At 62.0% G+C, this 13,425-nt stretch carries 16 protein-coding genes; 4 read left to right on the top strand and 12 right to left on the bottom strand.

Annotation, left to right across the window (positions count from 1 at the left end; all coding sequences use genetic code 11):
* Positions 1-4: 4 nt before the first annotated feature.
* Both MUY35_RS14705 and MUY35_RS14700 read right to left on the bottom strand, forming a co-directional pair.
* The gene (locus MUY35_RS14705) at positions 5-565 is read right to left on the bottom strand and encodes a UbiX family flavin prenyltransferase (protein WP_248369930.1); all 561 of its coding nucleotides are present in this window, start codon (positions 563-565) and stop codon (positions 5-7) included.
* Complete coding sequence (locus MUY35_RS14700) at positions 562-2,064, bottom strand: UbiD family decarboxylase (RefSeq protein WP_248370001.1); 1,503 nt, start codon at positions 2,062-2,064, stop codon at positions 562-564. Before MUY35_RS14700 ends, MUY35_RS14705 begins: the two co-directional genes overlap by 4 nt.
* A 140-nt stretch (positions 2,065-2,204) precedes the next feature.
* Between MUY35_RS14700 and MUY35_RS14695 the strand changes: the two genes are divergently transcribed.
* From MUY35_RS14695 to MUY35_RS14680, 4 genes are read left to right on the top strand one after another with little or no spacing between them, the layout of a single operon-like run.
* Entirely contained in the window at positions 2,205-2,747 is a 543-nt protein-coding gene (locus MUY35_RS14695) for an SCP2 sterol-binding domain-containing protein (protein ID WP_248369929.1), read from the top strand.
* Positions 2,747-3,724 (top strand): peptidase U32 family protein, encoded by a 978-nt coding sequence (locus tag MUY35_RS14690; RefSeq protein WP_248369928.1) that lies wholly within the window; start codon positions 2,747-2,749, stop codon positions 3,722-3,724. The genes MUY35_RS14695 and MUY35_RS14690 overlap by 1 nt, the downstream gene beginning before the upstream one ends.
* A 2-nt stretch (positions 3,725-3,726) precedes the next feature.
* Positions 3,727-4,638: a U32 family peptidase gene (locus MUY35_RS14685; protein ID WP_248369927.1), complete on the top strand. Its 912-nt coding sequence runs from the start codon at positions 3,727-3,729 to the stop codon at positions 4,636-4,638.
* Positions 4,635-5,132, top strand: coding sequence for a DUF2478 domain-containing protein (locus MUY35_RS14680; protein ID WP_248369926.1), 498 nt, complete (start codon positions 4,635-4,637; stop codon positions 5,130-5,132). Before MUY35_RS14685 ends, MUY35_RS14680 begins: the two co-directional genes overlap by 4 nt.
* 4 nt (positions 5,133-5,136) lie before the next feature.
* On the opposite strand, the gene MUY35_RS14675 is transcribed toward MUY35_RS14680, so the two are convergent.
* The 10 genes from MUY35_RS14675 to MUY35_RS14630 all read right to left on the bottom strand — a co-directional run bounded on the left by MUY35_RS14675 (position 5,137) and on the right by MUY35_RS14630 (position 13,415).
* Entirely contained in the window at positions 5,137-5,847 is a 711-nt protein-coding gene (locus MUY35_RS14675; RefSeq protein WP_248369925.1) for a CbiX/SirB N-terminal domain-containing protein, read from the bottom strand.
* Between the two features lie 23 nt (positions 5,848-5,870).
* Positions 5,871-7,433, bottom strand: coding sequence for a nitrite reductase (locus tag MUY35_RS14670; RefSeq protein WP_248369924.1), 1,563 nt, complete (start codon positions 7,431-7,433; stop codon positions 5,871-5,873).
* Complete coding sequence (nirJ, locus tag MUY35_RS14665; protein WP_248369922.1) at positions 7,408-8,622, bottom strand: heme d1 biosynthesis radical SAM protein NirJ; 1,215 nt, start codon at positions 8,620-8,622, stop codon at positions 7,408-7,410. The genes MUY35_RS14670 and nirJ overlap by 26 nt, the downstream gene beginning before the upstream one ends.
* Before the next feature lies 1 nt (position 8,623).
* Positions 8,624-9,112 carry an AsnC family transcriptional regulator gene (locus tag MUY35_RS14660; RefSeq protein ID WP_248369921.1) on the bottom strand — a complete coding sequence of 163 codons (489 nt, stop codon included), beginning with the start codon at positions 9,110-9,112 and terminating at the stop codon, positions 8,624-8,626.
* Entirely contained in the window at positions 9,109-9,561 is a 453-nt protein-coding gene (locus MUY35_RS14655; RefSeq protein ID WP_248369919.1) for an AsnC family transcriptional regulator, read from the bottom strand. Before MUY35_RS14655 ends, MUY35_RS14660 begins: the two co-directional genes overlap by 4 nt.
* The gene (locus MUY35_RS14650; RefSeq protein ID WP_248369917.1) at positions 9,558-10,556 is read right to left on the bottom strand and encodes an Lrp/AsnC family transcriptional regulator; all 999 of its coding nucleotides are present in this window, start codon (positions 10,554-10,556) and stop codon (positions 9,558-9,560) included. Before MUY35_RS14650 ends, MUY35_RS14655 begins: the two co-directional genes overlap by 4 nt.
* A gap of 3 nt (positions 10,557-10,559) precedes the next feature.
* Positions 10,560-11,711: a cytochrome D1 domain-containing protein gene (locus MUY35_RS14645; protein WP_248369915.1), complete on the bottom strand. Its 1,152-nt coding sequence runs from the start codon at positions 11,709-11,711 to the stop codon at positions 10,560-10,562.
* A complete protein-coding gene (locus tag MUY35_RS14640; RefSeq protein ID WP_248369913.1) occupies positions 11,708-12,013 on the bottom strand; it encodes a cytochrome c in 306 nt (101 codons plus the stop codon). The genes MUY35_RS14645 and MUY35_RS14640 overlap by 4 nt, the downstream gene beginning before the upstream one ends.
* On the bottom strand, positions 12,006-12,770 hold the full coding sequence (gene cobA / locus MUY35_RS14635; RefSeq protein WP_248369911.1) for a uroporphyrinogen-III C-methyltransferase: 765 nt from the start codon (positions 12,768-12,770) through the stop codon (positions 12,006-12,008). The genes MUY35_RS14640 and cobA overlap by 8 nt, the downstream gene beginning before the upstream one ends.
* A gap of 225 nt (positions 12,771-12,995) precedes the next feature.
* Positions 12,996-13,415 (bottom strand): plastocyanin/azurin family copper-binding protein, encoded by a 420-nt coding sequence (locus tag MUY35_RS14630; RefSeq protein WP_248369909.1) that lies wholly within the window; start codon positions 13,413-13,415, stop codon positions 12,996-12,998.
* Positions 13,416-13,425: the final 10 nt, after the last annotated feature.

The raw sequence follows: 13,425 nt of genomic DNA, 5'->3' as shown, positions 1-13,425 counted from the left end.
ACACTTAGCCTTTCCAGTCCAACGCAATCGGTGGCGCAATCCGCAATAGGTCCACCGCCCGCGCGGCAATCTGGTCGACCACCTGATCCACGCTTTCGGGCAGCAGGTAAAACGCGGGCACCGGCGGCAGGATGATCGCGCCCATTTCGGTGGCCTGTGTCATGTTGCGCAGATGGGCCAGCGTCAGAGGCGCCTCGCGGGTCATCAGAACCAGCGGGCGGCGTTCTTTCAGTTGCACACTGGCGGCGCGGGTCAGAAGGTTGTCGTCCATCCCGGTTGCAATCGCCGCCAAGCTGCGCATGGAACAGGGCGCGACGATCATGCCATCGACGGGGGCGGAGCCTGATGCGATGGATGCGCCGATATTGCCGCGCTCGTGAAACCGGGTGGCCGTGGCGGTGATCTGGTCGAATGCGTCTACGCCGCATTCCTCAAGCAAAGTGCGTTCAGCGGCGGCGCTGATGACAAGGTCGATTTCGGCACCGATGGCGACCAGATGCCGCGCGGTGGCAAGGCCAAGGGCAGCCCCTGATGCGCCTGCAATGCCAAGGACGACGCGGGTCATTGGGGCAACTCCGGCAAATGGCGCGCCAGAAGGTCGGCGGCGAAGGCTGCGTCTTTCGGGTTGGTGTGCATGACCTCGCCCCATTCACGACTGGTTTCCGCGCCGATCTTGTTGGTGGCGTCGATGCCGATTTTCCCGGCCAAACCAGGTTCGGGTGACGCGAAATCAAGGTAATCCATCGGCGTCTTCTCCAATATCATCACGTCGCGCGACGGGTCCATCCGCGTGGCGAGCACCCATGCGATGTCATCCCAATTGCGCGGGTCGATGTCATCATCCACCACGACGATCATCTTGGTATAGCTGAACTGCGGCAACATCCCCCACAGCGCCATCATCACGCGGCGCGCCTGCCCCGGATAGCGTTTGCCGATGCTGATCACCGCCATGCGATAGGACGCGGCGGCGGGGGGCAACCACATGTCGCGGATCTCGGGGATCTGCGCGCGGATCAGGGGCAGGGCGAGGCGGTTGAAAACCTCGCCAATGATCGCGGGTTCATCTGGCGGGCGACCGGTATAGGTGGACAGGTAAATCGGGTCTTTGCGGTGGGTCAGGGCGCTGACCTGCATCACGGGGAAGGGATCGACCTGATTGTAGTATCCGGTGTGATCGCCAAACGGGCCTTCGGGCGCGGTCTCGGACGAGTGTACCCAGCCCTCGATCACCATCTCGGCATCCGCTGGCACCATCAGGGGGACAGTCTTGGCGGGCACAAGGCGGGGACGCGCGCCGGAAAAGACGCCCGCGAAGCCCAGTTCCGAAACTGTTTCAGGCAGGGGGAGGGCGGCGGACAAAAGCGTGGCCGGGTCGGCCCCCAAGGCGATTGCCACGGGCATCGGTTCACCTTGCGCGGCCCACGTCCGATGATGCGCCGCGCCGCCACGATGGGCCAGCCAACGCATGATGATGCGGTTGCGGTCAATCACCTGTGCGCGGTAAACGCCTGCGTTGTAACGATTCACGTCGCCTGCGTCGCTGCCATGCGGGCGGGTCAGCACCACGGGCCATGTGATCAGCGGCCCCGCGTCGCCCGGCCAATGGGTCTGGATCGGCAGCGTTGACAGGTCCGGGTCCGTGTGAACCTCGGCCTGCACGGGCGCGCGGCGCATGATCTTGGGTCGCGTGGCAAGGGCGGCTTTCAGCATGGGCCAGCGCGACAGCGCATCGCGCATTCCGTCGGGCGGCGTGGGCGCGCGCAAAGCGGCCAGAAATGCGCCAAGCTCATCCAGCTTGTCGGGTGCGACGCCCAGCCCGGCGGCGACGCGTTCGGGCGTTCCAAACAGGTTCACCACGACCGGAATGTCGGACACGCGGCCCGCGTCCAGCACGGGTTTGTCAAAACGCAGAACCGGCCCGCCACGTTCCAACACCGCGCGGTGCACGGCGGTCATCTGATGGCGCACCGACACGGGGTCAGGCACGGCGGTCAGATCGCCGCGCGAAGCTGCCCAGTCGAGATAAGCGCGCAGCGTGGGGAAGGGGGGCAGGGTGCGGATGGTCGGCTCCATTTTGCAGATCGTTCACCGCTATCACCGGGCTGTGATGCGGCAATTGACCAAGGTCAAGTTACCGCGCGCCCAGATTGATATGAAAGTCCGGTGTAGACACCCGTTTGCCCGCATTGAAGAGGTGCGCCATGCAGGACCATGCCGTCCAACTGCCTGTTTTTCCACGCCTTCCCGCCTTTGCCCTGCGCGGACTGCCCCTGACCCCGATCTCGTTGGCGCTCGGCGCGTTTGCGAGGAGGATGGCGACGCGGCATCCGTCAATGTTCAAGCGGTTGGGCGACTATAGCAATACGCGCTTCGTGCTGGACCCGACCGACCTGCCGGTGACACTGCTTCTGGAGCCGCGCGCGGGTCATCCCCGCCTGCGGCTGTCGCGCAAACCCATGCAGGGGGATGCGCGGATCGCCGGGCCTCTGTCCGGGCTTCTGGGCATGGTGCACGGGGCTTACGATGGCGATGCGCTGTTTTTCTCGCGCGATCTGGTGATCGAAGGCGACACCGCCGCCGTTCTGGCTCTGCGCAACGCGATTGACGACGCCGAACTTGACCTCGCCGCCGAGGCCGGGGCGATGTCCGGTCCCTTCGCCCCTCAGGTCAAGCGCCTGATTGGGCTTGCTGAAACCAAAACCGGCGTGGCCCTGTCGCGCCACGAGGAGGACCCCCTGTGGTAATGGAAATCGTTTGCCCCGCCGGCACGCCCGCATCCCTGCGCGCGGCTGTGAAAGCGGGGGCGCACACCGTCTATTGCGGGTTTGCCGATGAAACCAACGCGCGCAACTTTCCCGGGCTGAACTTCGACCGGGACGAAATGCGCGAGGGCGTGAAATTTGCCCATGACCACGGCGCGCAAGTGCTGGTGGCGATCAACACATACCCCCGCGCGGGGGCCGAGGCGATCTGGCACCGCGCTGTGGCGGACGCGGAAAAATGCGGCGTCGATGCGGTGATTTTGGCGGATGTCGGCCTGCTGGCCTACGCCGCGAAACACCATCCCGGCCTGCGTCGGCACCTGTCGGTGCAAGCCGCCGCCGCCAATGCGGATATGCTGAACTTCTATGCCAGCGAATTTGGCGTGAAGCGCGTGGTGCTGCCACGCGTTCTGTCAGTGCCGGAAATCGCCGCGATCAACGCCGAAACCGCGGTCGAGACCGAGGTGTTTGTGTTCGGCGGTCTGTGCGTGATGGCGGAAGGGCGCTGTTCGCTGTCATCCTATGCCACCGGGTTGTCGCCCAACATGAACGGCGTGTGCTCGCCCGCAAGCCATGTGGAATACCACGACGATCACGGCGCGCTGTCGGCCAAGCTGGGCGGGTTCACCATCCACAAGGTCGGCGCGGATGAACCCGCACCTTACCCCACGCTGTGCAAGGGGTGCTTTAGCGCAGGCGACGCGTCCGGGCATCTGTTCGAAGATCCGGTCAGTTTGAATGCTGAGAAACTGATCCCGCAACTGGCCAAGGCGGGTGTGACGGCGCTGAAGATTGAGGGGCGGCAACGCTCGCGGTCCTATGTCGCGCAGGTGGTGCGCAACTTCCGTGCCGCCGTTGAAGCCCAAGCCGCCGGGCGTCCGATGCCCGAGGGGATGTTGGCGCAACTGACCGAAGGGCAGGCCGCAACTGCCGGTGCCTATAAGAAGATCTGGAGATAGCCATGCAGCTGACCGTCGGACCCAACCAATTCTTCTGGAAAGCAGACGCGTGGAGCGATTTTTACGACCAGATGGCCACCGCCCCGGTTGAGCGTGTCGTGCTGGGCGAGCTTGTGTGCTCGAAACGCCTGCCGTTTTATCAAGACCGTATTCCGGGCGCGATTGAAACGCTGCTGGAGGCGGGGAAAGAGGTCGCCGTGACGTCGCTCGCCCTTGTGACGTTGAAACGCGAACGCAAACTGACTGCCGAGCTGGCCGATGCGGGTGTCGAGGTCGAGGTGAACGACCTGACCACGCTGGCCTATCTGCCCAAGGACGTGCCGTTTTCGGTGGGGCCTTTGGTCAACGTCTATAACGAAGGCACGCTGGGGTGGCTCGCCGATCGTGGGGCGACGCGCATTTGTCTGCCGCCGGAATTGCCGTTGGAGTCCGTCACGGCACTGGCCGCTGAGGGTGCGGCGCGCGGTGTGGCGATTGAGGTCTGGGGGCACGGGCGTTTGCCGCTCGCGATCTCGGGCCGGTGTTATCACGCGCGGCTGCACAAGCGGACCAAGGACAATTGCCAGTTTGCCTGCGAAGATGACCCCGATGGGCTGTCTGTGCGCACGTTGGAAGATCAGCCGTTTTTGGCAATGAACGGCGTTCAAACCCTGTCGGACAGTTGCGCCAGCATGGCCAACCAGTTGGAAGCGCTGGAAAAAGCGGGCGTGACCGCCCTGCGTCTATCACCCCAAACCGGCGATTTTGCGCGCGTTTGTCAGGCGTGGCGCGACCGGATTGACGGAACGCTGGACGCCGCTGCATTGTCGGCTGAATTGGAAACCCTGTCGGGCGGCATGCGTCTGTCGGATGGATTTTTGACCGGCGCGCGTGGTGCGGACTGGTCGCGTGCCAAAGAAGGAGAGCCTGCATGAGGATCGCTTGCATCACCGCAGATGGGCGGGGCGAAACCGACCGCCTGATTTCCGAAGCCGCCGCCACTCTTGAAGCCGAAGGCTTCGTGCTGAACGGCATCGTCAAGGTTTTGCAGGACATGCCCGAAAGCTCGCACCATTGCGATATGGACGTGCGTGTTCTGGCGGACAATCGCACCATCCGCATCACCCAATCGCTGGGCGAAGGGTCAGATGGTTGCCGCCTGAACCCCGAAGCGATTGCCCAAGCCGTGGCTGCCGTGGATCAGGCCAGCAGCCTGGCCGCGGATGCCTTCATCTTGAACAAGTTTGGCCCGGAAGAGGCGGAAGGACGCGGCTTTCGCGCCGCCATCGCCGCCGCCCTTGAAAAGGAAATCCCCGTTCTAGTGGGGTTAAGCGCGGGCAGCCGCAAGGAGTTTGCGGAATTTGTCGGCGGTATGGCCGAAACCCTGCCCGCCGACGCCGATGCCATATTGAGTTGGGTACGGGGCTGACAGCCTAGGCCGACGCCGTTTGGCGCGCGTCGGCCAGTTCTGCCGCAATGGCATTTGCAACCATGCCGTCCACACCGGGCAGTTGGCTCATCACCGGCAAGACGCGACCGGTAAAGGCGCATTTTTCCAGTTCCTCGTGAACGTCCTGACGGACGTGGTCGCCCTCCATCGCGAAAAACGGCAGGCAGAGGATATCGCGCGGCAGGTCTTGCGCGACTTCGGGGATGGTCGGGGATTGTTCCAGAAAGCTGATCGCGATCTGGGCGTTTCCAAGGGCGGTTGTCAGGGCGGCGGCAAAATCCTCGGCCGCGCGTTGGGGGGCGGGGCGTCCGCTGCCGGACCCATGAGCCACCAAGAGCAGCGGCGCGTCTTTGGTCAGGCCTTCGGCGCGCAGGCCCTTTGCGGCCAGTTCGGGCAAGGCCGGGTCCATGCCGAAGGGCTGCATCACCTTGTAAGGCGCATCGCCCAGCCGTTTGGTCAGGAAACTGCGCACGAACCAGCCATCGGACATGAACAGCGGATAGACCACGGCATCCGGTGCCATGTGTTCCAACTGCGCCTCAAGGCTGCCGGTTTTGGCAAGCGTGGCCGATCCCAGCCACAGGTTCGGCACATGAGCCTGCACCTTGGCGACATAATCGGCCAGCGCGGCTTCGGCTGGGTCGGGCGACGAGGGTTGACCGTGCGAAACGATCAGGGCGTCGATTTTGGTCATCGGCTGGCTCCTTGCAGCGGGCTTTAGTGGCTGGTGCCTTCTTCGAAGGTGATCTTGTTCCAGACGTTATACTTGCCCGACGGTTTGCGCATCGGCAACCGCTTCACGATTTCGAGGGTCTTGGCGTCATAGACCAACACCTCGCCCTCGTCTTCCCAGACCGACACCAGCGCGTGGCTGCCGTCCTTGGTAAACTCGACATGGGCGACGGTCGCGCCCGGCACGGGTTGCAGGGTCTTCACGATCTCAAGCGTTTCTTTGTCGATGATGTGCATCTTGTCCTTGTTCGGGCCAAAGAACACATCGGCCCAGACATAGGGCGATGTCTTGTGGCTGCGCATGAAGAATCCCGGCCCTTCGGTGGTGATCCGCTTGACGGTTTTCCAGCTTTTCATGTCGATCACCGACACGGTGCCGTCTTTCAAATGCGGGGTCGCCATGACGGTGGTGTCGTTCCAGTCCCACGTGATGCCCGACCCGAGGTGAGGCATACCTGGCAGGTCCAGATCAGCCACTTTCTGACCAATCACAAGGTCGATGACCAACCCATCCTCGCCTTTGCGCGACGCGCCCATGATGTGCTCGTATTTCTGATCGAAGAAGAAATCGTCCAGATAGTCGGGCGTGGTGATCTTGCGGATCGGGAAGGGCGTATCTTGCTTGGTCGGGCCTTCGATGCGCCAATCATGGGTGAACCCGGCGGCATAAATGCCCATGTCGGGGTTCTTGCTGTAAGAGACCTCCCAGATTTCCGGCACGTCCTTCAGCGCGAGAACGAAGCTGTCGCGCGGGGGGGCCTGATAGACGGCAGAGACCCGGCTGGGTGTGCCGTCTTTCCCCTCGACCTGATGCACTTCTGCGACTGACAGGTCATCAGTGGACAGGATGGTCAGCGTGTTCGGCAGGTAGTTCGCGACCGCCAGCCACTTGCCGTCGCCCGACATGGCAATGTTGCGGCTGTTCAGACCGGCGCGCACGCGGCCCACCTGTTTCAGCGCGTAGATGTCGTATTTCTGCACCCAGCCGTCACGCGACATGATGAAGACGAACTTGCCATCGGGGGTGAACTTGGGTCCGCCATGCACGGCGAAGGGGGTTTCGAACCGATCCAGCACCTCGAACGTATCACCATCCAGAACCGAGATATGGTGATCGCCGGTTTCCACCGCCAGCGTGATGTTCATCGGGTCGGACGGCCAGACGGGCGCGTCAACGGGCGCATAGTCTTCGTCCATCACGCGGCTGGCCATGATCTCAGGCTCATTCCATGGGGGAATGACATCCAGTGGGGTTTTCAGATAGTCGGCCAGCGCGGCAATCTGCTCTTCCGACAGCTCTTCGGAATAGGCGGGCATCTGCGTCGTGACGCGGCCATCGCGGATGACCTCGGCGATTTTCGGGCCGCGCATCCGGGCCAGCGTTTCAGGAATCAAGGCCGGGCCTTGCGCGCCAAGACGGTTCTCGGCGTGGCATTCGGCGCAGTGTTCCTGATAGTCCGCCTCTGGGTCGGCACTTGCCGCAAAGGGCACGGCGGTCAAGGTTGCGGCCAGCGCGAGGGCTTTAGAAAAACTGGTGTTTCGGGTCATTGCTTTTGCCTCGGAAGGGGGTGACTTCAAGCCGGTCGGCATCGGTCACGCCAATTTCGTCATTCGTCAGATAGCAGGCCGGATCTTCGGCCCACGGATCGCCCGTCACCTGCAGCGCGCGGATGCGGGTGTTGCCACCGCAGACATCCTTGATCGCGCAGGCGCCGCAGCGGCCTTTCAAGGGGCGCGGGCGGGTGCGCAGGGTGGCGAGCATTTGGTCATCACTGGTCCACAGTTCGGAAAACGGCGTGTCTTTCACATTGCCGACGGTGTAGTCGGACCAATAGGTGTCGGGGTGGACCTTGCCCAAGAAGTCGATATTGGCGACACCCATACCGGATGAGTTGCCGCCCCAAGCTACAAGATGTTCGCGCAGATGGGCGACTTTCTCGGCGTCGAAATTCTCGGCCGCCCATTGCAGGAAATAGCCCGCATCGGCGTCATTGTTGCCGGTGACAATGTCCAACTGCCGCCCGCCCGAGGCGCTTTCCCACGCCCGGTCGATCAGCAGATCCATGCCCTTGCGGGTCATCAAATGGTGGGCATCCTCGCCCCGGTTTTTATCGCCGCGACCGGCATAGACAAGGTGGGAGAGGTAGAACTTGTCGACCCCTTCATCGTCGCACAGCTTCAGAAGGTCGGGCAAATGGTGTTGCGTGCCTTCGGTCAGGCAGAAACGCAGGCCCACGCGCACATCGCGCTTTTTCAGCTCGCGAACTCCGCGCACGGCGTCGTCAAAGGCGCCATCGACACCGCGGAACCAGTCGTTTGTTTCACCAATCCCGTCGATCGAGATGCCGACATAGTTGAACCCAATGTCAGCCACCTGATCGGCAACCTCACCATGGATTTTGGTGCCGTTGGTGGACAGGGCCAGAACGCGGGTCAGTTTGCGGGCGCGTTTCGCCAGCGGGAACAGGTAAGGACTGTCCAGCGGCTCGCCGCCCGACAGGATGATCGCGGGGACTTTGAATTGGCCGAGGTCCTCCAACGTCTCCATCGCTTGTGCTTCCGAGAGTTCGCCGGGGAAGTTCACGTCTGCCGACACCGTGTAGCAGTGGCGGCATTTCAGGTTGCAGCGGCGCGTCAGGTTCCAGATCACCACGGGTTTCACCATTCCGTCGCCCCGGCGTTGGCGCACGGGGGTGGGTTTGGCGAGTTGGTGCATGTATTCGGTCAGGCGGAACATATCAGTCCCCTTTCTTGCGAAGCCGAAGCCCCGTCTTTTTCAGAATGCGAGTGGAGTAGAGCGTGTCCGAGCCGCGCAGCGCATCGCCCAGAAGCTCGACGATCTGTTGGCGCTTTTCCTCGACCTCTTCACGCGATGATCCGTGGACCATGGCAAACAGGTTATAGGGCCAGTCGGGCAGGGCGCGCGGGCGTTCATAGCTGTGGGTGACGAAAGGCAGTGCGCCGATTTTCGGGCCAACTTCGTTCAACACCGCGTCGTCCACATCCCAAACGGTCATGCCATTGGCGGTCATGCCCAGTTTGTAGTGGTTGGGCGCGGCGGCGATCCGGCGGATGACGCCACTTTCCTTCATCGCGGCCAGGCGCGTGGTCAGGTCGGCCTCGTCCAGCCCCAGTTTCTCGGCCACTTCGGCGTAAGGGGCTGGGACCAGCGGCAGGCCGGATTGCAGCGCTTCGATGATGGCGCGGTCTGTTGCGTCAATGCTCATGCCGCCACCCTGAAGCCGATATAAAATTCCTGAAGTTTTGGGAATTGCAGGACTTTAAGGCCAGTTTCATCTTCGATCCGGGCGGCAATTTCGGCGATACCTTCCGGTGTTTCGCATGCCAGCACGAACCACATGTTCAGCTTGTGCGAGCGTTCGTAGTTATGGGCGACTTCGGGGTGGGCGTTGACGGTGTCGTTGACCTCGTCAAACCGATCCGCCGGCACGTTCATGGCGCACAGGCAGAACGCCCCGCCCATGGCGGCGGCGTCAAAGAACGGGCCGAAGCGGGTCAGAACGCCGGATGCGCGTAAGGCGCGGACACGGTCCAGAAGTGCCTCTTCCGTCAGGCCAAGTTTTTCGGCCAGAGGGGCGAAGGGGCGGTGGTCCAGCGGCAAGTCGTCTTGCAACGCGTTGACCAAAGCGCGGTCGATATCGTCAAGGGGGGTCATTCGGCGGCCTCCTTTTCTTTCGCGATCATCGCGCCGGTTTGGCGGAAGCAGCGGGTGGAGAATAGGACTTTGTGGTCGATACCTTCCAGCGCGGGCAGGGCGCGGGCCTTGTCCAGAACTGCCATCGCGACCTCGCGCGATTGGGCGTGGATCATGCAATACAGGCGATAGGGCCAGACATCGGCGACCGGGCGGCGTTCATAGCAGAGCGTCACGCCGGGCAGGGCAGCCAGTTGGGTGCCAGCCTCGTAAATGCGGCCTTCCGGCACCTTCCAGACAACCATTGCGTTCGATTTCCAGCCCAACTTGCGGTGGCGCACGATGACGCCAAGGCGCGACAAAAGACCAGCCTCGATCAAGGCAGTGACGCGGGCCAGAACCTCGGCTTCCGAGCGGCCAAGTTGGTCGCCAATCGCGGCATAAGGTGCTGCGACCAACGGCATTCCTTTGGTCAGCACATTCATCAGGTCTTTGTCGCCTTCGCGAATGGCGGACATATCCAAGGCGCGCGGGGCGCTGTGCATCACAGGCGTATCGCCGCTGCCCATCTTGAACCCGAGGTCGATGTTGAAGGGCTGCATCAGGCGCAGGTCGATCACCCGCAGGCCGGTGCGATCCGATATCCGTTCAAGCGAGGCATTCACCGCGTCGCGGTCCGACCCTGTGGCGACGAACCAGATATTCCACTGGTCCTCGCGCTCGTATGAATGGTTGACGCCGGGGTCTTCGTTGATGATCGCCGCGACCTCTTCGATGCGACCCTCGGGGGCGGCGACGGCGGCCAGCGTCGACGCCGACAGAGTGTTCGGCGCACAGGTCGCGCCAACCCGCGTGATCGTGCCGTTTTCCTGCATATCGGACAGGCGCATCAGCACGTCATCCTCGGTCGTGCGAGCCGATTTTGCCAGCTCGGCGAAGGGGCGGGGCACCACGGGAAAGTCGCGCTGCCAGTCGTCCAGCAGGGCACGGTCGATGGGGTTGGCGATATCCTTCATCGCTTACAGCCCCAACCGGTGTGCGCGGGCGGTGAAGAAAATACCTGACGGGCTGTCGGCGTCTATTTCGCGCAGCAGTTCGAAGCTGTGCGTGTCATAGATTTTCACCTTGTTCTCATCACGCACGCTGACCCAGATTTCGTGGCCGCGCGGGGTGAACTCCATATGCAGCACGGCGGGGCCGGGTTTGAACTGGTGGATCACCTCTTTCGTCACCGTGTCGATCACCTGAATGGTGTCGTTCATCGGGTGGGCGAAGTTGACCCAGACCTGACGCCCATCGGGGCGCGCCATGGCGAAAACGGGTTGGGAATAGGTCTTGGTGCGGCCGGTTTCTTCCAGCGTTTGGGCATCGACCCACAGCACTTCGTGGTGGCCGACGGCGGGCAGCACGAATTCCGATCCGGTCAGCGCCCAGCCTTCGAGGTGGGGCATCTTGTAAACCGGCATTTCTTCCTGTCCGCGACCATAGTTTGGCATGACGCGGATGGGTTTGGGGTCATCTTCCCACAGGTCCAGCGCGGTCAGCCCGTCTTCGCCAAACAGGCCGGTGATGTATGTGCGCCCGTTGCCGGTGACCAGCGCGTCATAGGGATTTTTGCCCATGTCGGTGATCTTGGTGATCTCGGGCTCGGGGCCGTTTGACATATCGGCAATCCACGTCTCGCCGGTGTCCCACATGGTGAACACGAAGCGGCGACCGGGGACGTCCACCAGCCCAATGGTCTTCGATTCGGTAGGAATGTCGGCAACCAGTTCCAGCGTCTCGGCGTCAAAAATGCGCACGCCACCGGGTTCATAGTTTGATACGGCGACCAGCTTGCCATCGTCAGAAATCGCCCCGCCGATGGAGTTGCCGCCCTGCACCACGCGGTTTGCGATCTTGCGTTCAACAATATCGACCTTGGTCAGCCCGCCGTCGCGGCCAAACACATAGGCGTAGCGTTCGTCAGATGAATACACGATCGAGGCATGGGACAGATCGCCCAAGCCTTCGATCCGGGCAATGGAGGCGCGGTCGGATTGGTCGACCAAGAGGACCGAGCCTTTGGCCCGTTCAATCACCAGACCCAGATCGCCAGTTGCAATCGTGTCGGCAAGCGCGGCCGTGCCAAGGGTGGCGGCAAGGGCAAGCGCGGAAATGAGGGATTTCATTGGGTGTCGCCTTTCAGCAGATAGTCAGCGATCCAGGCCGCTTCGGCCTCGGAAATCAGCGGGCGCCAAGGGGGCATGGCGGTATCGGGGATACCGTCAAGGATGACAGATTGCAGCACATCGGCGTCGTAATGTTCGATGGTTTCGGCCCGGATATCGGGTCCAAGACCACCTTTCAGGGTCAAGCCATGGCATGAGCCGCAATCCTGATGCACCAGACGCTGAAGCGCGACCGGGTCCACAGGTGCCTCGCCCGCATGGGCGGCACCTGTCAGAAGCAACAAGGCCAGAAGGCTAGGCATGGGCGGCAACCTCTTGGGCGGGGTCAAGCAGGTCTGCGTTATACAGCGACACAACTCTGCCGATGATGAACAGGGTCGGGGGTTTCAGCCCGGCGTTGCGCGCGTCTTGTGCAACGTGATCAAGGGTGGACACCATTCGGCTTTCATCCGGCGTCGAGGCGCGCGAAACCGCCAAAACGGGGGTTGTTCCGGGCAAGCCTTCGGTCATCAGGCCCATGGCGATCTGACCGATGTTGGCGACACCCATATAGACAACCAGCGTCGTGTCGGGATTGGCCAGACGTTTCCAATCGAGGTCCAGCACATTGTCAGCCTGACGGTGGCCGGTGACATATTGAACGCCGGTGGCCAGACCGCGGTGGGTCAGCGGCACGCCGGTTACGCTGGACGCACCTTGGGCGGCGGTAATGCCGGGGGCATATTCGACTTCGACCCCTTGCGATACGACATAGCCAGCTTCTTCCGAGCCGCGCCCAAAGATCAGGGGATCGCCACCTTTCAGTCGGGCCACGTTGTGCCCGGCGCGCGCCTTTTCGACCAGTATTTCGTTGATCCGGCTTTGCGATACCGTGTGGCAGTTCGAGGCTTTGCCGACGAATATCATCTCGGCCCCGGGTTTTGCCATGGCAACGATGTCGTCGGACACCAGCCGGTCATACACCACCACGTCTGCGTCTTTCAGCATACGGATGGCTTTCATGGTCATCAGCTCCGGGTCTCCGGGGCCTGCGCCGATCAGATAAATTTTGCCGGTCATGGTATATCTCGCTCGTCCTATGGATGGCTGGAAGCCAGATACCCGAGGAGAGTGACAGCATCAAACATGCGTCAGAAGATAGACATCGCCAGCGGGTGAGGCTTGGGCCGGATTGTGAGGATAAGATGGCCCGCCCTGTGATGTCCTTCCTTGATATAAAGCAAGGCGCGCCGTTTTCGAAGCACCTTAACACGTGAATAAATTCAAGTGCTTTTATTCAAAGGATTATTTTGAGGTGACCGTGACCATGCCGATCATCTTTTGCGTTTCCCAATGGGGTCCACAAAGGTATTCCTGGTCGCCTTCGGTCAGAAAGGTGTATTCGATGGTTTCTTCCGGGAAAGCGCGGTCGCTCTCGGGCTCGTTGGGAACAATCACGCTGTGGCTTGTGCGTTTGTCCACATTGACCCAACGCACAGTGGTGCCGACGGGCACGACCAGTTCGCCGGGGCAGAAATTGTATTTATACATTTTGACGATTGTGACGCCGTCGGCTTCGTCTGAGGGCGCGCCGAACAGTTCAACATAGCGTTCTTCGGCCTCGGCGCAAATGGCGGCTTTTTTGTCGTCCTCTGCCAAAACGGGAAAAACCGTGCAAAACACGGCGGTTGAGGACAGGGCAAGTGCGGCAAGTGAGCGTTTCATCAGCTTTCCT

It is taken from the genome of Aliiroseovarius sp. S1339, assembly GCF_023195695.1.
In the GTDB taxonomy this organism is placed as follows: domain Bacteria; phylum Pseudomonadota; class Alphaproteobacteria; order Rhodobacterales; family Rhodobacteraceae; genus Aliiroseovarius.
This window is presented reverse-complemented; position numbering and strand designations above follow the sequence as displayed.

What these genes read in the sequence shown, in the direction of transcription:
- MUY35_RS14630 (WP_248369909.1), bottom strand. Translation starts at nt 13,415, where the DNA reads ATGAAACGCTCACTTGCCGCACTTGCCCTGTCCTCAACCGCCGTGTTT.
- MUY35_RS14670 (WP_248369924.1), bottom strand. Translation starts at nt 7,433, where the DNA reads ATGACCCGAAACACCAGTTTTTCTAAAGCCCTCGCGCTGGCCGCAACC.
- cobA (WP_248369911.1), bottom strand. Translation starts at nt 12,770, where the DNA reads ATGACCGGCAAAATTTATCTGATCGGCGCAGGCCCCGGAGACCCGGAG.
- nirJ (WP_248369922.1), bottom strand. Translation starts at nt 8,622, where the DNA reads ATGTTCCGCCTGACCGAATACATGCACCAACTCGCCAAACCCACCCCC.
- MUY35_RS14675 (WP_248369925.1), bottom strand. Translation starts at nt 5,847, where the DNA reads ATGACCAAAATCGACGCCCTGATCGTTTCGCACGGTCAACCCTCGTCG.
- MUY35_RS14640 (WP_248369913.1), bottom strand. Translation starts at nt 12,013, where the DNA reads ATGCCTAGCCTTCTGGCCTTGTTGCTTCTGACAGGTGCCGCCCATGCG.
- MUY35_RS14655 (WP_248369919.1), bottom strand. Translation starts at nt 9,561, where the DNA reads ATGACCCCCCTTGACGATATCGACCGCGCTTTGGTCAACGCGTTGCAA.
- MUY35_RS14705 (WP_248369930.1), bottom strand. Translation starts at nt 565, where the DNA reads ATGACCCGCGTCGTCCTTGGCATTGCAGGCGCATCAGGGGCTGCCCTT.
- MUY35_RS14690 (WP_248369928.1), top strand. Translation starts at nt 2,747, where the DNA reads ATGGAAATCGTTTGCCCCGCCGGCACGCCCGCATCCCTGCGCGCGGCT.
- MUY35_RS14650 (WP_248369917.1), bottom strand. Translation starts at nt 10,556, where the DNA reads ATGAAGGATATCGCCAACCCCATCGACCGTGCCCTGCTGGACGACTGG.
- MUY35_RS14695 (WP_248369929.1), top strand. Translation starts at nt 2,205, where the DNA reads ATGCAGGACCATGCCGTCCAACTGCCTGTTTTTCCACGCCTTCCCGCC.
- MUY35_RS14660 (WP_248369921.1), bottom strand. Translation starts at nt 9,112, where the DNA reads ATGAGCATTGACGCAACAGACCGCGCCATCATCGAAGCGCTGCAATCC.
- MUY35_RS14685 (WP_248369927.1), top strand. Translation starts at nt 3,727, where the DNA reads ATGCAGCTGACCGTCGGACCCAACCAATTCTTCTGGAAAGCAGACGCG.
- MUY35_RS14680 (WP_248369926.1), top strand. Translation starts at nt 4,635, where the DNA reads ATGAGGATCGCTTGCATCACCGCAGATGGGCGGGGCGAAACCGACCGC.
- MUY35_RS14645 (WP_248369915.1), bottom strand. Translation starts at nt 11,711, where the DNA reads ATGAAATCCCTCATTTCCGCGCTTGCCCTTGCCGCCACCCTTGGCACG.